Source organism: Bradyrhizobium sp. SZCCHNR1051 (genome assembly GCF_032489615.1).
Classification (GTDB): Bacteria; Pseudomonadota; Alphaproteobacteria; order Rhizobiales; family Xanthobacteraceae; genus Bradyrhizobium.
This window is the reverse complement of record NZ_JAUEYJ010000004.1, coordinates 29,174-52,720: the sequence shown is the minus strand read 5'-3', so window position 1 is coordinate 52,720 and position 23,547 is coordinate 29,174. Positions and strand designations below refer to the sequence as shown.

Genomic DNA, 23,547 nt, shown 5'->3' with positions numbered 1-23,547 from the left:
TGGGCACGGCGAGCTTCGGGCAAGCCTAGCAATTGCCGCCGGTGGCGCCTTTGCCCACCCTACGGCTCTGGAAGGGCCGAGCTAATACAATGGCACGCCGAAGAAGGTCTCGTCGTCGCCGCCCCAGGCGCGGTGCAGCGCCAGGGCGTTCTGCCATTGCATCATCTCGACCTCGCTGGCATTGCGATGCGTGATTCTGCCGTCCGGCACCTCGGCAAGCAGAAAAGGCTTGCCGTTGCGGATGAAGCGGTTGAGATCCTTGGTGTCGTTGGGGCGCACGACGCAACGTGGCCGCTCGTCGATCAGGATGGTGGTCGGCAGCATCGCGGTGCTCTCACTCCATCGGATTGTCAATCGGCCAGCGGTCCCATGTCGTCGTCGGCTTTCTTCTTCTTTTTCTTGTCGGTCTTGGCGAGCGCATAGGCGCCGGCGTTCTTCAGCGTGATCGGCGGCTGCCCGACGACATATTGCGAGATCCACGCCAGGGTCCGGTCATGTGCCAGCGCAGCTGCAGATTCATCATAGGTCTCGCCGTCACCGTCGAACGCATGCGCGGCATTCGGATAGGAGAACGCGCTGACCTCGGGATGATAGGCGCGGAACATGGTCACCTCCGCGAACGGCACGACGATGTCGGCCTCGCCGAAATGGAGCAGCGTCGGAATCTTGCGCTTGGCGCCGGCCGCGTTGACGACACCGGTCGCGTAGTAGCTCACTGCGCAGGCCACGCCGGAGACGCGGTTGGCCGCGTCATAGGCGAGACCGCCCCCGGCGCCGAAGCCGACCACCGCCACCTTGCCGCATTCCTTGACGCTGTCGACCGTTGACTGGATCTCGGCGAGCAGCGGCGCTGCCGGGTCCGGCACGGTCTTGGCCGGCTCGCCCTCCGTTGCCGCGTCGATCGCCGCAGGAGGCGACAGCTCCGGCGCAATCACGACATATCCGCTGGCTGCAAAGGCATCGGCGACCTTGCGCAGCTTGCCGGCAGCGCCGGTGCCATCCGGCAGGACGACGATCGCCCCCTTCGGCGCATCGGCTGGATCGGCACGAAACGCCTGGAAGGTATGGCCGTCGCTGGCGGTCAGCTTGATCGTGCTCTCCGTAGGCATGTGATGCTCCTGCTCCTGTTGGCGCGGCTCGCGCGCGTTACAACAAACCCAACTCCAGCGCGGTCTCTTCGGACATGCGCGACTTGTCCCATGGCGGCTCGAACACGAGCGCGACTTTCACCGACGCGACGCCGTCGACGGCCTGTACGGCGTCCTCCACCATGCGGACGATCTCGCTCGCGACCGGGCAGCCAGGCGCCGTCAGGGTCATGTCGATCTCGACGACGCCGCCGCCCTCGTGCGCGATTCGATAGACCAGACCGAGATCGTAGACGTTCACCGGAATTTCCGGGTCGTAGACCGTCCGCAACGCGGCAATCACGCTCTCGGCGGCATTCCGGGAGCCGCTCGCTACGGCGTTCTGTGCCGGGGAAGGAGAGAGCGGGGCGTGCATCGTCATCATGCGTTGGTTCCTCTCATGATCCTGGTTCGCACCGGGGGATGGTCGTTGGAATTCGTGTCATGTTCGCTTTGCTCATGCTTGGCGTTGCCTCAATCCGAACCGAGCCCCTCGGCCAGCGCGGCGACGACCGGCCATCCGACGGCGCCGGCGGGATCCAGTCGCCGCAGCGCCGCGAGCATTTCGGCAGCACCCTCGGAATCAGTCTTGCGCAGATGAATGAAGGCGAGTGCCTTCAGCGTGTAGAGCGCGAAGCGGCCGGCGCCATCCGGCAGCGGATCATGCGGCGTCCAGTGCCGCCAATCACGTGGCCAGCCGGCTTGGCGCGCCGCTTCCGCAAGGCCCAGCTCGGCGACCGCCTCTGCCTCGTCGAGATGGCCTTGATAGGTGTGAATCTTATACAGACAGAAGTAGGTCGGCAGCTGCTGCGGAGCGGTCGCCAGCGCCTGGCGAAACAGCCGATCCGCCTGCGCGTGGTCGCGGCGGTACGCCGCCACGCCCTGTTGCAGCAGCGCATCGATCTCTTGCGGCAGATCGCCGAAGTTGATCGTGTCGGGTTCGCTGACGAGTTCGAGCATCTGCATTGACCTCGATCAAATCACTGCAAGACGCGGACCGTTTTCGAGCGGGTGCAGCGGCGCCAGAGTCGGTACAAGGCGGGTGGAAGAACGGGCCGATGTTGGATTTTGAACGCGGCCTCTTCGCTGCGCCGTGGCTGATGTAGCAAAGACGACGCAACGCGGGCGGTTTGGCCTGGACAAGTCGTCAGATGCCGACGAGCCGGCGATTGCCGCCCGCAAATGACTGGTTCGGAGCTTGCATGAGGCCTTCATCAATCCAGCGGGAGTGGCAGCGATGGCGATGGCAGCAACGGATATCGAGCGTCTGATCAAGGAGGCGTTCCCGGATGCCGTCGTCCTGATCGAGGATCTGGCAGGCGATGGCGACCATTATTCGGCGCGCGTCACCTCACAGGCTTTCGTTGGAAAGAGCCGGGTGCAACAGCATCAGATGGTCTATTCGGCTCTCAAGGGCCAGATGGGCGGCGTGCTGCATGCGCTGGCGCTCGAGACGTCATTGCCGAAGTGATCGTTGCGATCCGGCTGATCGGTCGCATTCAGGGAAAGGATCCAGTCTATGTCGACATCCGAACGCATTCAGAAGCTGATCGACAGCAATGATGTCGTGCTGTTCATGAAGGGCGTGCCGGCCGCGCCGCAATGCGGCTTCTCCGCCGCGGTGGCGCAGATCCTGGCCAAGCTGGACGTGGCTTACGAGAGCGTCAACGTGCTCGCCGATCCCTTCATTCGCGAGGGCATCAAGGAGTTCTCCAACTGGCCGACCATTCCGCAGCTTTATGTGAAGGGCGAATTCGTCGGCGGCTGCGACATCGTGCGCGAGATGTTCCAGGCCGGTGAGCTCGCGACGCTGCTCGCCGACAAGGGTATCAAGGCGCCTGCGTCATGAGCGATTCTGATGTTGCCGAGGCGGATGATTCATTCGAGATTCCTCAGCTCTACAAATACCACGCCTTCGTCTGCCTGACGCAGCGTCCGCCCGGACATCCGCGCGGAAGCTGCGGCGCGCTCGGCGTACAGCCGCTGTGGGATCGGCTGACCAAGACCATCGAGGCGCAGCGGCTGACGGACATCGGCGTCACCGCGGCCGGCTGCTTCGGCTTCTGCAGCGCGGGACCGATGATGGTGGTCTATCCAGACGGCGTCTGGTATCGGCCGACCAGGCCCGAGGATATCGACGAGATCGTCGAATCCCACTTCAAGCAGGGCAAGCGCGTCGATCGCCTGGTCATGGTGTTGAAGCGCTGAGCTTGCAGAACGGAGCCGCTCAACGCGGCTCCGGACAAGGTGTCGACCCCTCCGGACGCGTGCAGCCCTGGACATCGTCCAGATCGTCGCCCTGCCGGAGCAGCGAGATCACGGGTTCACGATCGAAGCCGGCGCAGCACCGGCCGCCGGCTTCGATCAATGGCCGACGGATTAGCAGCGGATCCTCGAGCATCAGGTCGATCGCTGCGACGGCTTCGATTGTCTCTGGCTCGATCTCTCCCGATTTCACGCGCGGCGAGGCTGGATTGAACCAGCTCCAGACGGGCGTCCCGGCGAAATACGCCCGCAGCCGCTCGCCGGTCCAGGGCTCGGTCAAGAGATTCCTGGCGACGACATCGTGGCCGGCGCGCGCCAGCATCAGCTTCTGCCGGGCGTTGGTGCCGCAGCCCGGCTTCTCATAGAAGACGACGGTCGTCACGTCAGGCGCCGCCGAGCTGGACCAGCTGCGCGCCGCCGGCGCGGCCGAGAATGGTGTCGACCTTCTTGCGCACCGACTCGATCGTGAGCGGCTTGACCACGGCGCCATGCGCGCCGGCCTTGAGACCTTCGATCGCGATCGCCTCGTCGGCCTTGGCGGTCACGATCAGAATCCGCACGCCTTTGAACTTCGCCAGGATCTCGCGGACGAGCTCGGGGCCGCGTTGCTTCAAGAAGGAAACCCCGAGCAGCACCACGTTCGGTGCCAGCCAATCGACACCCTTCTCATACGCCTCCTCTGGCGTCGCCAATTCATGTGTCTCGATTTCATCGTGCAACATGAACTGCAGGGCCGCGCGCGTGATCTCGTCGTCATCGATCACGAACACGCGCCGCTGGTCCACCGCCTTGGCCGTTTCCACTCCGATCTGCATTGCATCCTCCTCAACGTTGTCAGCGTCTGTGCCGCAGGGCTGCGGAGGGGATCTAGCAAATCTCGTTCCGGGTCCTGCACGGCTGAAACGGCGCAGCCGTTGTGTCGTTTCAGACAGGGCTGCGTGTCGTCGCATCTTGCGAAGCATTCCGATGTCGGGTTTGCAACAACCCGCAATCGCGTCCGGATTGCTCGGCATCTCCTTTGAAACATGATCGTTTTGGCGCTGTGCGCGTGCTGGCACAGCGGTTGCAAAACTGCGTTCAGGCAATGGTTGAGGGCTGAGTGCACGCCGACGCTTCGGACGAGCGATGCTCTCCTTCCCAACAACCCGTCTGCCGGTTCGGACACAAAGAGGACGCGGTCACGCTCTGCTGCAAGCGGGCGCGACATAGGCAATCGGTTGATGGAGAGCAGAATGTCATCACTGCGACAAATCGCATTCTACGGCAAAGGCGGCATCGGCAAGTCGACGACGTCGCAAAATACCCTGGCCGCGCTGGCCGAGATGGGTCACCGGATCCTGATCGTCGGCTGCGATCCGAAAGCGGATTCGACCCGCCTGATCCTGCACGCCAAGGCGCAGGACACCATCCTGAGCCTGGCCGCTGCCGCCGGCAGCGTCGAGGACCTCGAGATCGAAGAGGTCATGAAGGTCGGCTATCGCGACATCCGTTGCGTCGAGTCCGGCGGTCCGGAGCCGGGCGTCGGCTGCGCCGGCCGCGGCGTCATCACCTCGATCAACTTCCTGGAAGAGAATGGCGCCTATGAGGACATCGACTACGTGTCCTACGACGTGCTCGGCGACGTCGTGTGCGGTGGCTTCGCGATGCCGATCCGCGAGAACAAGGCGCAGGAGATCTACATCGTGATGTCCGGCGAGATGATGGCGATGTATGCCGCCAACAACATCTCCAAGGGCATTCTGAAATATGCGAATTCCGGCGGCGTGCGCCTGGGCGGCCTGGTCTGCAACGAGCGCCAGACCGACAAGGAGCTGGAGCTGGCGGAGGCGCTGGCGAAGAAGCTCGGCACCCAGCTGATCTACTTCGTGCCGCGCGACAACATCGTGCAGCACGCCGAGCTGCGCCGCATGACCGTGCTGGAATATGCGCCGGACTCGGTTCAGGCCGGCCACTACCGCTCGCTGGCCCAGAAGATCCACGTCAACGCCGGCAAGGGCATCATCCCGACCCCGATCACGATGGACGAGCTCGAAGACATGCTGATGGAGCACGGCATCATGAAGGCCGTCGACGAGAGCCAAATCGGAAAGACTGCCGCCGATCTCGCCGCAACGGCTTAAGCAGTCTTGGTACCGGCCTTCCTCCCGTCGGAAGGCCGGTACCTCATCGCATGTCCCGCCGGCAGGCGGCAGGGGATCACGCTATGACCATCGCAATCGTGGGCGTCTCGGAGTCCGTTGCCGCTGGCCTGCAACCGTCGCCGCGCAACGGCTCCTTCGAAGAGGACAGGCGGCACCACGGCCGCCAGATCTACCGCCTGCTGACCGGCGTCGATCCCGACGACGCGCTGATCGACAGTGACATCGGTTTCGACCGTCACGTCATCGCATCGATCCTCGCCGTTTCCGCGATGGAGCATGGCGCGCTGGCGGAGCGAGCCGGGCTTTCGACCGTCGAGCTGATCGCACTGCTGGCGCAGCTGTTTCCTGCAGCCTCGATCGACTCCTCATGGCTGCCGATCACCGGGGCCGTGGCCGCGCCGGACGACGACGAAATCGCGATGGTGCGCGATCTGCTCGCCGCGCAGCGCTCCACGGACGGCGAGGTCGGCCGCTGGCTCGCAGCCATGGTGGCGCGTCGCGCGATGGAGCCCAACCATCTCTGGGAAGACCTGGGCCTGCGCGAGCGCTCCGAGCTGTCGCGGCTCCTGACGCGTCATTTCGCGCCGCTGGCGAACCGCAACACCAAGAACATGCGCTGGAAGCGCTTCTTCTACCGCATGCTGTGCGAGGACGATGGCTTCGTGATGTGCACGACGCCGGTCTGCACCCAATGCAACGATTTCGCGCTCTGTTTCGGCGAGGAGAGCGGCGAGAGCCGGATGGCCGAGCGGCGACGCGATGTGGCGCTGCAGGAGGCGGCGGGCGCCGCGATGTGAGTTCGAGGACCGTGACGATGTTGATGGACAGCCAGCTTCGATCCCCGTGCAACTCCGACGGCGGACCTTGTCCCCAGGCAGAGACCTGCGAAGCTGGCGAGATCCTGATGCGTCGATGCGAGGATGCGCTGCGTCGGGCCGGGTTGCGTCCCACCCAGCAGCGTCAGCAACTGAGCCGGATTCTGTTCGGCAGCGGTGACCGCCACATCACCGCCGATGCGCTCTATGGCGCCGCCGTCGCCACCGGCATGAAGATCTCGCAGGCCACCATCTACAACACGCTCAATCAGTTCGTGGAGCTCGGGCTACTGCGGCAGATCGGCGTGGACGGCTCGAAATCGTTCTTCGACACTAATACGACCGTGCATCCGCACTTCTTCTATGAGGACGAAGGCGAGCTCGTCGATGTGCCCGAGCATGTCGCGTTCGAGCAGCTGCCGGAGCCGCTGCCGGGCTATCGCATGGAGCGGATTGACATCGTCATCCATCTGCGCCGCAGACGCCACGCCTGACGGCAGCGCAGGTCGCCGCGGCTTGGCGCTGGGCGACCGAGTCACTTCACCTCGACGTCTGATTCCCGACCCTGTTACGAATCCGACAATCCGTTTTCGCGCAAAAAGTGAAGTAAATTCAATTGATTAGATTCGGGTCCGGCGGTGGCATGGCCGTTGCTGAGTGAATTGCTGGCCGTGATGGAGCGTCGTGCTTCTGGCGGCCGCACACAGGTTGCGGCGGAGCGAGTGAATGCCAGACGTCTCCGGACAGCGCGGGCCCAGGAATGCCCGAGAGGCCGGCTCTGCCCACGGGGGCACGGTCTCGGGGAGCCCGATGCCCCGGGTCATCCTGAACGATACCACGCTCCGCGACGGCGAGCAGGCGCCGGGCGTCGCCTTCGCCCTCGGAGAGAAGGTCGCGATCGCCCGTGCGCTTGCCCGTGCCGGCGTTCCCGAGATCGAGGCCGGCACCCCGGCGATGGGGGCCGACGAGATCGCTGCGATCAGGGCGATCGTCGAGGCCGGTCTGCCGGCGACCATCATCGGCTGGTGCCGGATGCGCGAGGCGGATGTCGATGCGGCGATCGCGGCGGGCGTCTCGATGGTGAATGTCTCCGTCCCGACATCCGATGTGCAGATCGCCGCCAAGCTCGGCGGCAGCCGCAGCGCCGCGTTGGAGCTGGTCAAGCGCGTGGTCGGCTATGCGCGGAGCCGCGGACTGGCCGTTGCCGTCGGCGGTGAGGATTCGTCGCGCGCCGATGTCGGCTTTCTCGCCGAGGTGATCGCGACCGCGAAGTCGCTCGGCGCCCGGCGCTTCCGCGTCGCCGATACCCTGAGCGTGCTCGATCCCGACGCGACGTCAGCGCTGGTCGGCGCCTTGCGAGCGACCACGGACCTGGAGATCGAGTTTCACGGCCATGATGATCTCGGTCTTGCCACCGCCAACACGCTGGCGGCGGTCAAGGCGGGCGCGACCCATGCATCGGTCACCGTGATCGGCCTCGGCGAGCGCGCCGGAAATGCTCCGCTGGAGGAGGTCGCGGTCGCGCTGCGGCAGCTCTACCGGCGCGAGACCGGCATCGTGCTGGCCGAACTCGATCACGTCGCCAATGTCGTGGCGGCCGCCGCGGCGCGCGCCATTCCACTCAACAAGGCCATTGTCGGCGAGCACGTCTTCACCCATGAATCCGGCATTCACGTCGACGGGCTGCTGAAGGATCAGCGCACCTATCAGGCGCTCGATCCGGGACTGTTCGGCCGCTCCAACCGGATCGTGATCGGGAAGCATTCCGGGCTGTCGGCGATCACCTCGCTGCTGTCGGATCTACGCCTGCCGGCGAGCGTCGACCAGGCCCAGCGCATCCTGGCGCGCGTGCGCAGGCATGCCGTCACTCACAAGGGGCCAGTGCCGAAAGAGGCCGTTGCGGCCATCTGGCGCGAAGTCTGCGATCACCCGCTGGCGAGCTTTGCCTGATCATGAGCGACATCGTCGACACACCCATTGCAAAGCCGATCGTCGCAGAGGCGAGCCGGCCTTCGCTGCTCCGCCTGATCCGCGAGGACATTGCGTGTGTCCGCTCGCGCGATCCGGCGGCGCGCAGCGAAATCGAGACGCTGCTGACCTATCCCGGCATTCACGCGCTGATCTGGCACCGCCTGGCGCATCGGCTGTGGATTCGCGGCTGGCGTTTTCCGGCACGCTTGTTGTCGTGGCTCGGACGTTTCCTGTCGAACGTCGATATCCACCCGGGCGCGGAGATCGGGCGCCGTTTCTTCATCGACCACGGCGCCTGCGTCGTGATCGGCGAGACGGCAGAGGTCGGCGACGACGTCACGCTCTATCACGGCGTCACCCTGGGCGGCACGTCGTGGTCGCCGGGCAAGCGGCATCCGACGCTGGAAAGCGGCGTCGTCGTCGGCGCCGGCGCCAAGATCCTCGGACCGATCACGATCGGACCGCGCACCCGCGTCGGTGCCAACTCTGTCGTCATTCAGAGCACGCCGCCCGATGTCACCGTGGTCGGCATCCCCGCCAAGGTGGTGCGGCCGGAGTTCACCCATCGTCGAACCGTCGGACGCATCGACCTGGATCATCATTTGATGCCGGATCCGGTCGGTGAGGCACTTTCCGTGATGCTGGACCGGATCGAATTCCTCGAAGCGCAGCTCGCTCACATCAGGCAAAAGATGCGCCAGGGACCGCCGCTTCCGGCGCCGACCTCTTTCTGCGAGGTTGATCCGATTTTGAGCCAAGGAGCAAAGCAATGACTGCGGCATCGCCGAACGTTCTGGACGAACTGAAGAAGACCTCCGCTGCCGAGGAGTTCTTCAAGCTGCTCGGTGTCGACTACGATCCCAAGGTGCTCAACGTCTGCCGGCTGCATATCCTCCGGCGAATGGGCCAGTATCTCGTCAGCGAGGATTTCTCGGACGTTTCCAACGAGGATGTCGCAGCTCGCTGCAAGTCGTTCCTGGAGCAGGCCTATCAGGACTTCCTCGTCTCCACGCCGCTCGATCAGCGGGTGTTCAAGGTGCTCAAGGAGGCGGTGGCGCCGCCGAAACCGGCTCCAAAGCCGTTCGTGTCACTGACGACGCTCAAGTAGCGGACGAACTGACGATCACTCCTACGAGCGCCGCCAGCACGACTGGCGGCGTTTCCGCTTTCAGGCGAGCCGTGCGCTTTCAAGCTCCTGTCGCATTCCCGACGCGTGTTGCTTGCGACGTGTCGGGCCTTGGCGGCGAGTTCTCGGCAACAGATCAGGTTCATGCGCCAAGGTGTTGAATCCGTGCCGATAATCATTGCGGCCGAAACTGGTACGACAATTGCTGTCCTGATCGCAGACCTACACACCGGAGTGATCGCATGCATATCGTCGTCTGCATCAAGCAGGTTCCGGACTCCGCGCAGATCCGCGTTCATCCGGTGACCAACACCATCATGCGCCAGGGTGTGCCGACCATCATCAACCCCTACGACCTGTTCGCGCTCGAGGCCGCGCTGCAGCTGCGCGACAAGTTCGGCGGTGAAGTGACCGTGCTGACCATGGGACCGCCGTCCGCCGAGGACTCGCTGCGCAGAGCGCTGACCTACGGGGCCGACCGCGCCGTGCTGCTGACCGATCGCTTCTTCGCCGGCGCCGATACGCTGGCGACCACCTATGCGCTGGCGACAGCCATTCGCAAGGTCAGCGAGACCTTTGGCGCGCCCGACATCGTGTTCACCGGCAAGCAGACGATCGACGGCGACACCGCGCAGGTCGGCCCGGGCATCGCCAAGCGGCTGGGCCTGCTGCAACTCACCTATGTGGCGAAGATCAGCGAGGTCGATCCGGTGGCGCGCACGATCGAAGCCGAGCGTCGCTCCGAGGGTGGTGTTCAGGTGCTGAAGACCAAGCTGCCGTGCCTGGTGACGATGCTGGAGGCGACCAACGAGATCCGCCGCGGCGCCATGGCCGATGCGCTCCGTGCAGCGCGCGCGCAGATCGTCACCTGGAGCGCCAAGGACGCCGGCGTCGAGGACATCTCGAAGTGCGGCCTGAAGGGCTCGCCGACCATCGTGAAGCGGGTATTCGCGCCGTCGGCCCGGGCGGAGAAGGCAACCATGGTCGACTTCTCGAGTCGCGCGCCGGCCGACGCCCTGATCGAGGAATTGTTCAAGCGGCAGCCGAAGCTCGAAGCCGAACTGACGACGTCAGCGCACGGCTTCTGATCCATACGGCTTTTGACGGACCAAGGGACGACGATCATGAGCGAACCCACCAAAGCACCGCCCGCCGCAGCCGGTCGCGCCGCGACCAAGAAGGAGCTGCCGGAGCATTTCAAGGCCTACAAGCACGTCTGGGTATTCATCGAGCAGGAGCGCGGGCAGGTTCACCCGGTGTCCTGGGAACTGATGGGCGCCGGACGCAAGCTTGCCGACAAGCTGAAGGTCGATCTCGCGGCCGTCGTGATCGGGCCTCCCGGAGAAGCCGTGCAGCACGCTGCCGCGGAGTCGTTCTGCTATGGCGCCGATCTCGCCTACATCGTCGCGGACAGCGTTCTCACCGACTATCGCAACGAAGCCTACACCAAGGCGCTGACCGACGTCGTCAACACCTTCAAGCCTGAGATCCTGCTGCTCGGCGCCACCACGCTCGGCCGCGACCTCGCAGGCTCCGTTGCGACGACGCTGCTCACCGGTCTGACCGCCGACTGCACCGAGCTCGACGTCGATGCCGACGGCTCCCTGGCCGCAACGCGGCCGACCTTCGGCGGCTCGCTGCTCTGCACGATCTACACGCTGAACTATCGGCCACAGATGGCGACCGTCCGCCCGCGCGTGATGCCGATGCCGGACCGCGTCGAGAAGCCCGCGAGCCGTATCATCGAGCACAAGCTCGGTCTCGTGGAAGAGGATATCGTCACCAAGGTGCTGTCCTTCATTCCGGATCGCGATTCGGCCAAGTCCAATCTTGCCTATGCCGACATCGTCGTGGCCGGCGGGCTCGGGCTTGGCTCGCCGGAGAACTTCCAGCTCGTCAAGGGGCTCGCTTCGGTGCTCGGCGCCGAATTCGGCTGCTCGCGGCCGCTGGTGCAGAAGGGTTGGGTGACCTCCGATCGGCAGATAGGCCAGACCGGCAAGACCATCCGGCCCAAGCTCTACATCGCCGCAGGCATCTCCGGCGCGATCCAGCATCGGGTCGGTGTCGAGGGCGCCGACCTGATCGTTGCCATCAACACCGACAAGAACGCGCCGATCTTCGACTTCGCGCATGTCGGCATCGTCACCGATGCGATCCGGCTGCTGCCGGCGCTCACCGAGGCATTCCGCGCACGTCTGTCGCCGCATTCGCGCGACCGCATCGCGAGCTAGGCACCAGAGAGGGAGCAGGGCAATGATCGAGGAACGGTTCGACGCGATCGTCGTGGGGGCCGGCATGGCCGGCAATGCTGCTGCGCTGACCATGGCCAAGCGCGGCATGAAGGTGCTGCAACTCGAGCGCGGCGAGTATTCCGGCTCGAAGAACGTGCAGGGCGCGATCCTCTACGCCGACATGCTGGAGAAGCTGATTCCGGACTTCCGCGAGGAAGCACCGCTGGAGCGGCATCTGGTCGAGCAGCGCTTCTGGATGCTCGACGACAAGTCGCATGTCGGCCTGCACTACAAGTCGGACGACTTCAATGAGGAGAAGCCGAACCGTTACACGATCATCCGTGCCCAGTTCGACAAATGGTTCTCGTCCAAGGTCAAGGAAGCCGGCGCCACCGTGCTGTGCGAGACGACCGTGACCGAGCTGGCGCAGGATGCCTATGGCAAGGTGATCGGCGTCAAGACCGACCGGCGCGATGGCGAGATCCATGCCGACGTGGTCGTGCTCGCGGAAGGGGTCAACGGCCTGCTCGGGACTCGCGCCGGCCTGCGTGAGCGGCCGAAGCCGGAGAACGTCGCGCTGGCTGTAAAGGAGATGCACTTCCTGCCGCGCGAGACGATCGAGGCGCGCTTCAACCTGAAGGGCGACGAAGGCGCCGTCATCGAGGCCGTCGGCACGATTTCCCGCGGCATGACCGGCATGGGCTTCATCTATTCCAACAAGGAGTGCATTTCGCTCGGCATCGGCTGCCTCGTCTCCGACTTCCAGAAGACCGGCGAGACGCCATACGGCCTGCTCGAGCGGTTCAAGCAGCATCCGTCGGTGGCGCCGCTGATCGAGGGGTCTGAGGTCAAGGAGTACTCGGCGCACCTGATTCCCGAGGGCGGCTATAATGCGATCCCGCAGCTCTGCGGCGATGGCTGGGTCGTGGTCGGCGATGCCGCCCAGCTCAACAATGCTGTTCACCGCGAGGGCTCCAATCTCGCGATGACTTCCGGACGCATCGCCGCTGAGGCGATCTTCCAGGTCAAGTCGCGCCGCGATCCGATGACCAAGGAGAACCTCTCACTTTACAAGAAGATGCTGGAGGACTCCTTCGTCATCAAGGATCTGAAGAAATACAAGGACATGCCGGCGCTGCTGCACAACCAGTCGCAGAACTTCTTCCTGACCTATCCGCAGCTCGTCTCCAAGGCGATGCAGAACTTCGTGCGCGTCGACGGGACACCGAAGAAGGAGAAGGAGAGCAGCACCGTGCGCTCCTTCGTGAATGCAAGGTCATGGACCGGCCTGTTCGGCGACGCCTTCAGATTTGCTCGGGCGTGGCGATGATTGGTGAATGAACGAAACAGCTTAGGCGAGGGAGATCAGACATGAGCACGGACGTCGCAGTCAGGGTCGAAGACAAGCTGTTCTACAATCGCTATCAGGTCGATCCCGGCCGGGCCCATATCAAGGTCCGTCCGCATACGACGCCGACGCCGCAGCTAAAGGCGCTTCTCAAGGCCTGCCCGGCACGTTGCTACGAGCTCAACGACAAGGGCCAGGTCGAGATCACGGTGGACGGCTGCATCGAATGCGGCACCTGCCGGGTCATCGGCGAGGCCAGCGGCGATATCGAGTGGAGCTATCCGCGCGGTGGCTACGGGGTGCTGTTCAAGTTCGGCTGATGTCCGGCCGCCTGAGAGCGCCCCCGGGGCGGCGTGCTGTCGCAAATGCGACAAACGTGCCGCCGGTCGTCAATGCTATATCGTGACTGATATAGATCATTGAGTTCGGTCGAGCTTTCTGTTTACATCTCGTTGCAGCAACGACGCTGCAATGGATGAGGAACAGCACGTGAAGCTGAGTGCACGAAACGTCTTGCCGGGAAAAATCATCTCTGTTGAGAAGGGCGCGACCACGGCCCACGTCAAGGTGGAGCTCGCTCCCGGACTCACGGTCTTCTCGGCGATCACCAACGAGGCGGTGGAGGAGCTCGCGCTTGCCGTCGGCGACAGCGTCTCCGCCGTCATCAAGTCGTCGGATGTGATGATCGGAAAATAGGAACGTGGTGCCGAATCGCTGCGCCGATCAGCCGGTCGACGCGTGGCGCGCGCGCAGGTCGAGCCACCAGGTTTCCATCGCGGAACGTGACGGCTGCAGCAGCGTGCCGAAGTCGCCCGCAAAGGTCCGCCAGTCGTCGATGCATTTCTGCGGCACGGCCGTCAGCACCGGAATCCCCGACGTGATTGCGTCGGCCAGCTCGCCACGCAACCCGCTTCCCGAGGCCTCCTGCTTGGAGAACTTGTTGATCACGATGAGGTCGGCGTGGGCCGCGATGGCGCGGTGAACGGCCATGCCGGCTTCGGCAAGGCCCGCAGTGTCGAGCTTGCAGGCGGTCGATCCGGTGCCGAGGTCCTGACAGATCGAGATCGTGTCGCCATTGGCGAGATCGATCACGTCCATTCCGCTTTTCTTGCCGACTTCGTCTCTCGTATTGCGCTGAACGATGCCGCCGACGCGGACGCCCCGTTGCAGCAGCTCCTGGGCAAAGGCGTCCAGCAAGGCATCGGCATCATCGCCCGGTCCGTAGAGAATGGCGGCGAGACGGGGCTGATTGGGCTCAGCGGAAGCAGGAAGATCGTGCGGGATCATACGGGGCCTGGCGATCGGGGGCGGGCGGCGACCAGGGTTTATATAGAGAATGCAGCCTGTGGAGAAAGAGCAGATGTCGCGCGCGCCGACCACCGCTACGCACCATGATCTGGAAGCGCTGCTCCGCGACGATGTCCCCTATGGCGACCTGACGACGGAGACGCTCGGGATCGGCGTCGAGCCGGGCCTGATGCACTTCGCTGCGCGCGACCGCATGGTATTGGCCCTGGCCGAGGATGCAGCGGCCTTGATCGAGCTCACGGGCTGCCATGTCGAACTGTTTGCCGGCAGCGGAACGGTGCTGGAGGAGGGGGCCCCGATCCTCCGTGCAGAGGGCGCGGCGGCTGGCCTGTTGCGGAGCTGGAAGGTGGCGCAGACGCTCATCGAGATCTGGTCCGGCGTCGCCACCGGGGCGGCTGCGATCGTCGGCGCGGCGCGCGCGATCAAGCCTGGCATTGCGGTCGCCTGCACGCGCAAGAGCGTCCCCGGAACCAAGCCGTTCGCCGTTGCCGCGGTGAAGGCGGGTGGCGCGGTGATGCATCGGCTCGGCCTGTCGGAGACGGTGCTGGTGTTTCCGGAACACCGGGCGTTTCTCGGCGATGCGCCGCTTGCCGATGTCGCTGAGCGGTTGCGGAGGAGTGCGCCGGAGAAGCGGCTCGTGATCGAGATCACCACGGTCGAGCAGGCCGTCGCCGCCGCCGTGGCCGGCTTCGACGTCATCCAGGCCGAGAAATTTTCGCCTGCCGACATCGCTGCGCTGACGGAGCGTATCGCCATCAGCGCGGCGCTGCCGCGGCGGCCGATCATTGCGGCCGCGGGTGGCGTGAATGCGCAGAACGCCGCTGCCTATGCTGCGGCGGGGGCAGACGTGCTGGTCACCTCAGCGCCCTATCTCGCGCGTCCCTGCGACGTGCAGGTGCGGATCAGCCCTGCCTCGCCCACGGCTTGACCGCACGACCCGCCTACTGTGGGTGCCGCGGAGCGGCGCGCTTCTGGCGGTTGGCTCGCCATTCCATGAATTCACGGAACAGCCGGGGATCGGCCGAAACGCCGCTCGCCTGCAGATCGTTGGCCTGTGCATTCGCCCCCAGCATCTGGGCGGGCGGTGTATTGCGATCGAGCCAGTCCTGTGCCGTCTTGAATCTTGTCCAGCCCGCGATCGGAGCCAGCGGCGCCACCTCCTGCCATTTCGGGTGGTATGGCGGCCGTTGCAGCGCCTGCATGTTGCTGAAGAAGGCCTCGACGAGCAGAGACAGCCGGCGGTGACGGTCGCTGCCGGCCGGCCAGTTGAACGACGCCAGCACGGCCTCGGCCGCGATCGTGTTCACCGGCGCCGAGGCGCCGACGAGGTTCGGATAGTCCTCGGCGGACAATTGCGCCGGCAGATAGTCGTCGTGCAGAGCCTTGTCGTAGTCGACAGGCACGAGATGCAGATTGGGATCGCTGACCTGGCTCAGCCATTGCACCGGCTTGCCCTCGACCGTGATGATCGCGTCGATGTCGCCCTTGCGCAGCATGTCCAGCGCCAGCCGCGGCTCGATATAGAGCAGATGCGGCCTGATCCCGAGGCGCTCGAACACGTTGATCGAGGTGACGAAGGTGCCGCCGTCGGGCAGGTCGACGGCGATGGTCTTGCCGTCGAGCTCGTTCAGGCTGGTGATCGATCTCGGCGCCAGCACGTGCATCTCCTCGTTGAACAGCTTGGCGACATAGACCAGTTGTTCGCGGATGTTGTTGGCGAAGTCCTTGCGCTCGAGAAAGGCCAGGGTGTCCTTGCGGATGATGCCGGCGTCGACGCCGCGCAGCAGCAGGATATCGGCGACCGATTGCACCGAGCCGCGGCCGATCACGGGAAGGATGCGCAGCTCCGTCCCCTTGTCGAGCGCGGATGCGAGGTCCGCGCCCATGTTGGCGTAGGTGCTGCCGAACGAGCCGGTCATCAGCGTGACGGTATTGGCATTCAGCTGGTTGGCCAGATCGCGCTTCGCCGTGCCGTAACGGAAGATGGTCTTGAAGGAATCGCTGACGCTGCCGGGATCGATACCGCTCCGGACCGGACCGAAGCGCTGCCACTTGCCGCCGGTGAACTGCATCATCTGCATCTGCTCCAGCGGCGCGTGATCATGGGTGCTGGTGTTGACGGTGATGCCGGGCGTCAGCATCGGCAATTTGAGGCTCTTCAGGGATGCCGCCTGCTTCATGATATTGTCGCGCGACAGGTCGTCGCCGCAACTCCGCAGCACTGCGACCATCGCGTTTGCCGCGAGGTAGCCGAAGGTCGCAAGACCATTGCTTCTCGGTACGTCGGGCAAATAGCGGTCCATGAAGGTGGACCATTCGCGGTAGGATGGATCGCCTGCAGCCGCGGCCTCCTCGCCCTCGTAGTAATAGCCCGCGGACAAGATGCCTTCAGCATTCTGCAGGCCGGCCGGCTGCATCACGGCGGAGACCGATTCCGAGACCGTCGAGATGATGTGGTCCGGACGCCAGCCGAGCTCGGCTGCGCGGCGGATCGCCATCACGGCGAACTTGGGCGTGGTCACGTCGAAGAAGATGTCGGCGCCGGATGCCTTCAACGTGGCGATCTGCTGATTGACGTTGGCGTCCGTCACCTTGTAGGTGGCTTCCGCGACGATCGGAAGCTTGCCACCCAGGCCGTCCTTCAATCCCTTGACGTAATCCTTGCCGAAATCATCGTCCTGATAGAGAAGCGCGATCTTGCCGCGGCTGTGGGTCTCCAGCAGGTACTGGGCATAGACGTGCGCCTCGGCCTGGTAGCTCGGCTGAAAGCCCATGGTCCACGGAAAGTCGTGGGGCTGGTCCCATTGCGAGGAGCCGGATGCCACGAACAATTGCGGAACTTTGTTGGCGTTGAGATAAGGGCGGACCGCCAGGTTGGGAGCCGTGCCCAGGCTGGCGAACATCAGGAGGACGTTGTCCTCCTCGACGAGCTTGCGTGTCATCTCGACCGTCTTCTGCGGCGCATAGCCGTCGTCGTAGGAAATGAAGTTGACGCGCCGGCCGTTGATGCCGCCCTCGGCATTGATCTTGTTGAAGTAGGCCGCGATCGTCTTGCCGATGACGCCATAGGCGAGAGCCGGGCCGCTGTAGGGCATGGTGTTGCCGATGCGGATCTCGTTGTCCGCGGCGACCGCCTGATGTCCGGTCAGCGCCAGCGGAGCGGACAGAGCCAGCGCGAGGCATGCGGCTGCTCGAGGGGGGCTGTTCTTTGCATCCCGTGGTCTGCGACGTCGGCTCCATCTGGCGGCCAAGCAGGCGCGAACTGCAGCATGGATGCCGTGCATCATCAGTCCTCCCATCGATATTTGGTTCTCAGGCGCAGCAGATCGCGGCCGACCGTCTCGCAGGGAGCGGTCCGGGTCGCGTCTCGAGCGCTTCGAGATTTATGCGTTAGCGCGCAGCCGAGATGCGTCGGCTGGCTTCCGGCGATCCTTGCTCCGCAGCCCTGAGATACCAGGCGCGCGCCTTGGCTGCGTCGGGAACGGCACCGAGCAACCGCGATTTCGTCAGTTCGGCCGGGTCATAGGTGCGCGCGAGCAGGAGGGAGGCGTCCGCAATCCCGGCGTCGGAAAGCCGCGTCAGGATCAGGCGCGCGCTGGCGACGTCGCCCGCGGCGAGCAGGTCGCGTCCGCGCTTCATCAGCGCATCGACCTCGTCTCGCGGCAACGGAACGGTCGGGCGAGGCGAGGCCATCGGGAGCGCAGGGGAGGGGGGCGAGACCGTCGGTGCTGCCGCGGCCGGCGCAGGCGACGTGGGCGCCGAGGGCCATGGCCGCATCGTCAGTTCTGTACTGCTGGGAGCCGCGAGCGCGGCGACCGTCTGCGGCGGGTCTTCCTGGGCGACCTTGGCTTCCGCGGGATCGATCTGGGCCAGGCTTTCCAGCACCGCGGTCGGCATGATCGGGCTCTTGCCGCCCGGCGTCGGCCCGCCGTTCTCGAAGGAGACCATGTTGACCACCATCAGGGCAATGGAGGCCGCGATGCCGACGGCGGCGCCGATCTTGATGATGCTGCCCAGCCGCAACGATTTGTCCGGATCCTCCGGCGGCAGGGGCATCACCACGGGATCGAGCTTCGCGCTCCAGGCGCGGTGCACCTCCTCATCGTCGAGGTCAAGGGCCGCTGGCCGCGCCGGCAGGAAGCTTGGCCGGGACACCAGATGATGCGGCAGGGGGACGCCGTCGGCGGGCGGATCGAATGCCGTCGGGCCGGCCTCCGTCTGCCGGCGGCGCGGCGCATATCTGCGGAGCTCTTCGTTCGCCCAGGGCGGCGCTGGTTTCGCCGGATCGTTCTGATCTGGAGCACTCATCACTAGCCTCCTGTCTCCGACGAACGTGTCGTGGGAGATAGCTTCAGGACGTCGGGCGCGCGCGGTCCAACCGAAGCGCGCATGATGCGACATCGGGGACATTGCATCAACGCTTCCGTCGAGACCGACAGGTCCGGTTTCCTTCCGACATGCACGCCATCGTTTTCGCGCGCCCTGGTCACAATCGATGTTGCTTGGTCCCTAAGCTGATCAATGTTCTTGTCGGGAAGGGTGAGTAGGTAAGGCTATTTGATGGAAATTTCCCGGCGCGCCGCATCGGTGATTGCTCGCGATGCGCGAGACCGAGGCTGAGTTCTGCGCTTTGCGGAAAGATCGGCTGGAGTATCAGGATGCCGCAGTCATCTCGACTTTGCCGCGAGGTCAGGGGCTTAGCGGACCGAGGAGTTGCAGGCGCGCCGCGAAACTCTGCAACTCAGGCGAGAAAGGGCGAAAAACAAATGCGGCCGGACAATGCCGGCCGCATTCACATATCCGATCGATTTTTATTCCGCCGCCAACGCGACGGACACACAAGCGGCTTCGATCGCAACGGCAACCGACTGGATGATGGCGGCAAAGCGTACGGCGGTCTGGATCGTGGCCGTGGGCACGCCCGCGTCCTGCAGGACCTTCTCGTGCGAATCGATGCAGGTGCCGCAGCCGTTGATGGCGGACACCGCGAGCGACCACAGCTCGAAATCGGCCTTGTCGATGCCGGGGTTGGCGATGACGTTCATCCGCAGCCGGGCCGGCATCGTCGCGTACTCCTTGTTCGAGGCAAGGTGCACGAAGCGGTAGTAGACGTTGTTCATGGCCATGATCGCGGCGGCCGATTTCGCCGCCGCCAAAGCGGCGGGCGACAGCTGCGCGGCCGCAACCGATTCCAACGCCGCCACGACGCTCGGATTGCGAGTCGCAATCGCGCACGCGACGAACAGGCCATATTTGGCCTGCGGCGACAGCGTCTCGTCGGAGGCCATGGACGACAGGTTGAGCCTGACGTCCTTGGCGAAGTCCGGGATCTGGTCCTTCAGCTGCTCGATCGACATGATCAGGCGACCTTCAGGGTCTCGCCGCCGACTTCGCGGTTGCACGGGCAGAGCTCGTCGGTCTGCAGCGCGTCGAGCACGCGCAGCGTGTCCTTCGGAGCGCGGCCGACATTCAGGTTGGTCGCATAGACGTGCTGGATCGTGTTGTCGGGATCGACGATGAAGGTGTAGCGGTAGGCGACGCCGTCGGGCGAGCGGACGCCGAGGCCGTCGACCAATGCGCCCTTGGTGTCGGCGAATTGCCAGATCGGCAGCTTGTGCAGATCCTTGTGGTCGCGCCGCCAAGCCAGCTTGCAGAACTCGTTGTCGGTCGAGCCGCCGAGCACGACGGCGTCACGATCCGCGAAATCCTTCGCAAGGCGCGCGAACTCGGCGATCTCGGTCGGGCAGACGAAGGTGAAGTCCTTCGGATAGAAGAAGATGATCTTCCATTTTCCGGGGAAGCTGGTCTCGGTCAGGGTCTCGAAGGCGCTCTCGCCCTTCTCTTCCTGAAGATGAAAGCCGGGTTTCACGCCGACGATTTCAAACGATGGCAGCTTGCTTCCGATTCCGAGCATTGGGGCACTCCAAGAAAATTATTGCGCTGCAATAGCGAGGCTCATTGTGCATTGCAAGCGATATGCCATTCGTTTTTAGTAGCAGTGGATTGTCGAAAACCCGACACTTGGCGGCAACATGCTGCAAGTGCAAGGTCGTGGCGATGGGGAGCTTGTGGATGGAGCTGGCTTAGACCGTCGGCTTCGTGACATTGCGATCGGGCATCGAGCGACGACAGCCGGAGCGTGCGCGTCGTCGCCACGGCAAAAGGAAGTTGATATCCCGCTGGGTCGGAGTGCCGTGCGACCTCGTGTTGACGGTCTCGACTGCGACCGATGTGCAATTTCTCTGTGCGGCCGAAGTGGCAAAATTGACATTATCGCCTTAGTAGAGATGCACGTTTGACCACGGCGGCGCGGCACGATGCAAGGTGTTGCACAGCGCACAGTGTTGTCAGCTTTTCAGCAGATCGCGTCTGTTATTTCGCCTTGCTGCGCGATGACCTGACCATAGTCTCCTCGCAGATTTTCATCGGCCTGGATGCGCCGCAGGCCTGGATCTGCGCTGCGAGGTGCGCGAGAAGCTGATTGCATTCCTGCAGCGGGAGATGCGCGAAGCCTTGCCGCGCGAGCGGGCCGACATCGCCCCGCCGCTCTCGGTGTTCGGCCGCGAGGCGCCGCCGCACCATGCAGCCATGCCGAACTGACGCCGCTAGCTGCCTTGGACGGCCGTGAGCGGCCAGTCTCCGATGATGCGGAAACGCTGGTGGGCACTGGGCTGGCGGAACAACACAATCCTGTCGATCCGGAGCTCTGTCAGTAACAGTACCGCGAATCTCTCCTGCAGCATCGTCAGGATCGGCCGGCGCCGTTCGTCGGACAGCCGGCAGGTCAGCGTCATGTGGAAGCGGAAATCCTCCATGACATAGGGATAACCCCAACGATCGAGATGATCGCGCTGCCGTGGTGTCAGCAGATCCGGCTTGCGCCGAGCACGGTCGTCGGCGGTCATCGGTGCGCGAAACGGCTCGAAGGCCTGGACACAATCGGCCGCGAACTGCTGCAGGATGGGGGACGGCTCGCCAGGGATCATCGCGATGAATCCGCTGATCGCGTCCACGATCGGACGGATGGCCGGGACGGCTCGCGGCGTGGCCGCGAACTCAGCACAAGCGGCGCAGAGCGCGGCTTCGCTCTCCGCATCCGCCAGCTCGAACGGAGCCTTCAAGGTCGCGTGAAAGCCGTATTTGCGCGGGTCTGCGGTCAGCTCAGCCCAGTCTGGAACCGTGCGGACGATCTCGCTCGGAAAGCTGCGGTCATCGCCGCTCCACGCGTCGTAACCGAGCAGGCGCGCGCCGAATTCCGCCAGGTCGGCTGTTGCTGGTGGAGCATAGTAGATCGCATAGCGCGGAAATTTGGCCATGGTTCGCTACTCCGCCGCCATGGCACGCGCCGGCCGGGCATTCAGCCGGTCCGTCTCGGTGAGATAGACCAGCCGGCCGGACGCGATCACAGCGACGACGCGGGGGCGCAACGGTACGCGGTCGTCGACCAGAATGATATCGGCGCGGCGGCCCTCGGCGAGCATGCCGCGGTCCGCCAGCCCGGCTGCGCGTGCAGGGCCGCCCGAGATCAGATCCCAGGCGCGCGCCAGCGGAAGAACGCCGTCGGCCGCAAGCCGGTACGCTGCCAGCAGCGGCGCGGGATAGTAGTAGTCGGAGGCCAGCACCGAGCAGAGGCCCTTGGCGATCATGTCGCTGGCCTTCGTCCACCCGGTATGGCTGCCGCCACGGACGACGTTGGGCGCGCCGAATACGATCGCGTCGCCCCCTTGAGCGGCCTCGCGCGCGGTCTCCTCGTTGACCGGAAACTCTGCGATGGTCACCCCCTGGCTGCGAAACGCCTTGCGCATGGCCGGGCTGTCGTCGTCATGCGACAGCATGCGGACACCAGCCTTGCGTGCGATGTCGGCCAGCCGCGCGATTGAAGCCGGAACGGCATCGGCGCGAGAGGCGATGCGCGCAACCAACCGGTCGAACTCCGCGCCGGGCAAGCCGGTGCGGTCGACCATGCGCTGGCGCTTGTGCGGCTTGTCCAGACTCGCCACCGTCGAATCCATGTGGTCGTTGAAGGCGAACAGGTCGACGCGCCGGTCGGCGAGCCACCGCCCGACCTCCTCCTCGTCGTCGAGATTGAAGGTCTCGTGGCGCAGATGGAAGCGCGTGTCGGCCGCGAGCCGCGGGCGCAGCGCTTCGATCGATTCGAGTAGGCGCCGCGCATTGTCGGCGCTGCGCAGGCCCGGCTCCCATGACCAGGTCGTCGCGTGAAAGACCGTGGTGATGCCATTGCTGATGGCCTGGCGGTCGCTGTCGATCAGCGCAACGTCTGTCGGGAAATCGACCCCGGCGCGCGGCATCATCTGGCGCTCGAACGCATCGCCGTGGATGTCGACGATGCCGGGGAGCACGGTGAGCCCCTCCGCATCGAGTTCGAGACCCGACCGGCGTCCCGGTGTCCCGATGCCAGCGATCACGCCGCCGGATATGATCAAGGAAGTGTCTACGAGGTCGGTATCGACGAGGCAGCGGCCCCGCGAGATGGAGATATCGGTCATGGGGCGGCACTCTGCCGCACCGCGACGCGCGCGTCGAGGGCAGCCTCGTATTTGTCGAGAAACGCAGTGATCGCGAGCTTGCGGAAATCCGGCAGCGCCGCGCGCAGCGCCTCGTGATTCCAATCCCACCACGCCAGATCCAGCAGCCGCTGCTCGACCTCGCGCGGAAACCGGCGCTTGATCGGCCGCGCCGGATTGCCGGCGACGATGGTATAGGCCGGAACGTCCTTGGTCACGATGGCTCCGGCCGCCACGACCGCGCCGGTGCCGATATTGCGGCCCGGCAGCACGATCGCGCCATGGCCGATCCAGACATCGTGTCCGATCTGGACATGATGCTCTCTCCGCCAGGCGAAGAACTCCACATCGTCGGGCTCTCCTGGAAAATAGGCGCTGGCGCGATAGGTGAAATGGGCCTGCGTCGCCCGCTGCATCGGGTGGTTGCCCGGATTGATCCGGGTCATCGCCGCGATCGAACAGAACTTCCCGATCGTCGTGTAGGTGATCTGGGAATCGTTGACCACATAGGAGTAGTCGCCCATCGTCACCTCCTGCAGGATGGTGCGGGCGCCGACCTCACAATAGGCGCCAAGCGTCACGTCCTGGAGCTTGGCCGAAGGGTCAACGGTTGGTTCAATTGAAAGCGACTTGCCGGCCATCTCACGTCCTGACTCTACTCTCTACATCTGTGAAGGTGTCGGATCTCCC

General features: G+C 64.6%; 30 protein-coding genes. 16 read left to right on the top strand and 14 right to left on the bottom strand.

Features of this window, described 5'->3' with window-relative positions:
• Positions 1–81 precede the first annotated feature (81 nt).
• From QW868_RS05545 to QW868_RS05530, 4 genes are all read right to left on the bottom strand, one after another.
• The gene (locus QW868_RS05545; RefSeq protein WP_315752858.1) at positions 82–324 is read right to left on the bottom strand and encodes a hypothetical protein; all 243 of its coding nucleotides are present in this window, start codon (positions 322–324) and stop codon (positions 82–84) included.
• Between the two features lie 26 nt (positions 325–350).
• On the bottom strand, positions 351–1,109 hold the full coding sequence (locus QW868_RS05540; protein ID WP_315796485.1) for a dienelactone hydrolase family protein: 759 nt from the start codon (positions 1,107–1,109) through the stop codon (positions 351–353).
• A 37-nt stretch (positions 1,110–1,146) separates the two neighbouring features.
• Entirely contained in the window at positions 1,147–1,509 is a 363-nt protein-coding gene (locus tag QW868_RS05535) for an iron-sulfur cluster assembly protein (protein WP_315796622.1), read from the bottom strand.
• A 92-nt stretch (positions 1,510–1,601) separates the two neighbouring features.
• Positions 1,602–2,093 carry a hypothetical protein gene (locus QW868_RS05530; RefSeq protein ID WP_315740980.1) on the bottom strand — a complete coding sequence of 164 codons (492 nt, stop codon included), beginning with the start codon at positions 2,091–2,093 and terminating at the stop codon, positions 1,602–1,604.
• A 271-nt stretch (positions 2,094–2,364) separates the two neighbouring features.
• Here QW868_RS05530 and QW868_RS05525 point away from each other — a divergent pair, with 271 nt between their 5' ends.
• From QW868_RS05525 to QW868_RS05515, 3 genes are read left to right on the top strand one after another with little or no spacing between them, the layout of a single operon-like run.
• Positions 2,365–2,598 (top strand): BolA family transcriptional regulator, encoded by a 234-nt coding sequence (locus QW868_RS05525; protein WP_315740981.1) that lies wholly within the window; start codon positions 2,365–2,367, stop codon positions 2,596–2,598.
• Between the two features lie 48 nt (positions 2,599–2,646).
• The gene (gene grxD, locus QW868_RS05520) at positions 2,647–2,976 is read left to right on the top strand and encodes a Grx4 family monothiol glutaredoxin (protein ID WP_315756206.1); all 330 of its coding nucleotides are present in this window, start codon (positions 2,647–2,649) and stop codon (positions 2,974–2,976) included.
• Positions 2,973–3,335, top strand: a complete 363-nt coding sequence (locus QW868_RS05515; RefSeq protein ID WP_315785926.1) for a (2Fe-2S) ferredoxin domain-containing protein — start codon at positions 2,973–2,975, stop codon at positions 3,333–3,335. The genes grxD and QW868_RS05515 overlap by 4 nt, the downstream gene beginning before the upstream one ends.
• Positions 3,336–3,354: 19 nt before the next feature.
• Here the strand turns inward: QW868_RS05515 and QW868_RS05510 are convergent, their stop codons facing one another.
• Positions 3,355–3,882 (bottom strand): ArsC/Spx/MgsR family protein, encoded by a 528-nt coding sequence (locus tag QW868_RS05510; protein WP_409997657.1) that lies wholly within the window; start codon positions 3,880–3,882, stop codon positions 3,355–3,357.
• Positions 3,776–4,207 carry a response regulator transcription factor gene (locus QW868_RS05505; protein ID WP_315741025.1) on the bottom strand — a complete coding sequence of 144 codons (432 nt, stop codon included), beginning with the start codon at positions 4,205–4,207 and terminating at the stop codon, positions 3,776–3,778. The genes QW868_RS05510 and QW868_RS05505 overlap by 107 nt, the downstream gene beginning before the upstream one ends.
• 417 nt (positions 4,208–4,624) lie before the next feature.
• On the opposite strand from QW868_RS05505, the gene nifH reads away from it, so the two are divergent.
• From nifH to QW868_RS05450, 11 genes are all read left to right on the top strand, one after another.
• On the top strand, positions 4,625–5,512 hold the full coding sequence (gene nifH, locus QW868_RS05500) for a nitrogenase iron protein (protein ID WP_315756203.1): 888 nt from the start codon (positions 4,625–4,627) through the stop codon (positions 5,510–5,512).
• A gap of 83 nt (positions 5,513–5,595) precedes the next feature.
• Positions 5,596–6,330 carry a nitrogen fixation protein NifQ gene (locus QW868_RS05495; RefSeq protein WP_316230094.1) on the top strand — a complete coding sequence of 245 codons (735 nt, stop codon included), beginning with the start codon at positions 5,596–5,598 and terminating at the stop codon, positions 6,328–6,330.
• A gap of 17 nt (positions 6,331–6,347) precedes the next feature.
• The gene (gene irr, locus QW868_RS05490) at positions 6,348–6,842 is read left to right on the top strand and encodes a Fur family transcriptional regulator Irr (RefSeq protein ID WP_315756201.1); all 495 of its coding nucleotides are present in this window, start codon (positions 6,348–6,350) and stop codon (positions 6,840–6,842) included.
• Between the two features lie 316 nt (positions 6,843–7,158).
• A complete protein-coding gene (gene nifV, locus QW868_RS05485; protein WP_315740988.1) occupies positions 7,159–8,298 on the top strand; it encodes a homocitrate synthase in 1,140 nt (379 codons plus the stop codon).
• A 2-nt stretch (positions 8,299–8,300) separates the two neighbouring features.
• Positions 8,301–9,092 (top strand): serine O-acetyltransferase, encoded by a 792-nt coding sequence (gene cysE / locus QW868_RS05480; RefSeq protein ID WP_316182346.1) that lies wholly within the window; start codon positions 8,301–8,303, stop codon positions 9,090–9,092.
• On the top strand, positions 9,089–9,427 hold the full coding sequence (gene nifW / locus QW868_RS05475; protein WP_315740990.1) for a nitrogenase stabilizing/protective protein NifW: 339 nt from the start codon (positions 9,089–9,091) through the stop codon (positions 9,425–9,427). Before cysE ends, nifW begins: the two co-directional genes overlap by 4 nt.
• 260 nt (positions 9,428–9,687) lie before the next feature.
• Positions 9,688–10,533: an electron transfer flavoprotein subunit beta/FixA family protein gene (locus QW868_RS05470; RefSeq protein ID WP_315740991.1), complete on the top strand. Its 846-nt coding sequence runs from the start codon at positions 9,688–9,690 to the stop codon at positions 10,531–10,533.
• A gap of 36 nt (positions 10,534–10,569) precedes the next feature.
• A complete protein-coding gene (locus tag QW868_RS05465; RefSeq protein ID WP_315756198.1) occupies positions 10,570–11,676 on the top strand; it encodes an electron transfer flavoprotein subunit alpha/FixB family protein in 1,107 nt (368 codons plus the stop codon).
• A 22-nt stretch (positions 11,677–11,698) separates the two neighbouring features.
• Positions 11,699–13,006, top strand: a complete 1,308-nt coding sequence (locus QW868_RS05460; protein WP_315740993.1) for an FAD-dependent monooxygenase — start codon at positions 11,699–11,701, stop codon at positions 13,004–13,006.
• Positions 13,007–13,047: 41 nt separating this feature from the next.
• Positions 13,048–13,344 (top strand): ferredoxin family protein, encoded by a 297-nt coding sequence (locus QW868_RS05455; protein WP_172112536.1) that lies wholly within the window; start codon positions 13,048–13,050, stop codon positions 13,342–13,344.
• A gap of 169 nt (positions 13,345–13,513) precedes the next feature.
• Positions 13,514–13,720 (top strand): molybdopterin-binding protein, encoded by a 207-nt coding sequence (locus tag QW868_RS05450; RefSeq protein WP_315741026.1) that lies wholly within the window; start codon positions 13,514–13,516, stop codon positions 13,718–13,720.
• Positions 13,721–13,747: 27 nt separating this feature from the next.
• Here the strand turns inward: QW868_RS05450 and QW868_RS05445 are convergent, their stop codons facing one another.
• Positions 13,748–14,311 (bottom strand): DUF2478 domain-containing protein, encoded by a 564-nt coding sequence (locus tag QW868_RS05445; RefSeq protein WP_315756197.1) that lies wholly within the window; start codon positions 14,309–14,311, stop codon positions 13,748–13,750.
• Between the two features lie 73 nt (positions 14,312–14,384).
• Here QW868_RS05445 and modD point away from each other — a divergent pair, with 73 nt between their 5' ends.
• On the top strand, positions 14,385–15,260 hold the full coding sequence (gene modD / locus QW868_RS05440) for a ModD protein (RefSeq protein ID WP_316230093.1): 876 nt from the start codon (positions 14,385–14,387) through the stop codon (positions 15,258–15,260).
• Between the two features lie 13 nt (positions 15,261–15,273).
• On the opposite strand, the gene QW868_RS05435 is transcribed toward modD, so the two are convergent.
• From QW868_RS05435 to QW868_RS05420, 4 genes are all read right to left on the bottom strand, one after another.
• Complete coding sequence (locus QW868_RS05435; protein ID WP_316230092.1) at positions 15,274–17,619, bottom strand: ABC transporter substrate-binding protein; 2,346 nt, start codon at positions 17,617–17,619, stop codon at positions 15,274–15,276.
• Between the two features lie 103 nt (positions 17,620–17,722).
• Positions 17,723–18,640, bottom strand: a complete 918-nt coding sequence (locus tag QW868_RS05430; RefSeq protein WP_315740996.1) for a sel1 repeat family protein — start codon at positions 18,638–18,640, stop codon at positions 17,723–17,725.
• A gap of 503 nt (positions 18,641–19,143) precedes the next feature.
• Positions 19,144–19,689: a carboxymuconolactone decarboxylase family protein gene (locus QW868_RS05425; RefSeq protein ID WP_316230091.1), complete on the bottom strand. Its 546-nt coding sequence runs from the start codon at positions 19,687–19,689 to the stop codon at positions 19,144–19,146.
• A 2-nt stretch (positions 19,690–19,691) separates the two neighbouring features.
• Entirely contained in the window at positions 19,692–20,246 is a 555-nt protein-coding gene (locus QW868_RS05420; RefSeq protein WP_315713058.1) for a peroxiredoxin, read from the bottom strand.
• 551 nt (positions 20,247–20,797) lie between these two features.
• On the opposite strand from QW868_RS05420, the gene QW868_RS05415 reads away from it, so the two are divergent.
• The gene (locus QW868_RS05415) at positions 20,798–20,932 is read left to right on the top strand and encodes a hypothetical protein (RefSeq protein WP_409999314.1); all 135 of its coding nucleotides are present in this window, start codon (positions 20,798–20,800) and stop codon (positions 20,930–20,932) included.
• A 5-nt stretch (positions 20,933–20,937) separates the two neighbouring features.
• On the opposite strand, the gene QW868_RS05410 is transcribed toward QW868_RS05415, so the two are convergent.
• The 3 genes from QW868_RS05410 to QW868_RS05400 are packed head-to-tail and all read right to left on the bottom strand — an operon-like array spanning position 20,938 to position 23,498.
• The gene (locus QW868_RS05410; RefSeq protein ID WP_315811399.1) at positions 20,938–21,648 is read right to left on the bottom strand and encodes a DUF1045 domain-containing protein; all 711 of its coding nucleotides are present in this window, start codon (positions 21,646–21,648) and stop codon (positions 20,938–20,940) included.
• 6 nt (positions 21,649–21,654) lie between these two features.
• A complete protein-coding gene (locus QW868_RS05405) occupies positions 21,655–22,839 on the bottom strand; it encodes an alpha-D-ribose 1-methylphosphonate 5-triphosphate diphosphatase (RefSeq protein WP_316230090.1) in 1,185 nt (394 codons plus the stop codon).
• Positions 22,836–23,498, bottom strand: coding sequence for a chloramphenicol acetyltransferase (locus tag QW868_RS05400; protein ID WP_315741000.1), 663 nt, complete (start codon positions 23,496–23,498; stop codon positions 22,836–22,838). The genes QW868_RS05405 and QW868_RS05400 overlap by 4 nt, the downstream gene beginning before the upstream one ends.
• Between the last annotated feature and the right edge of the window lie 49 nt (positions 23,499–23,547).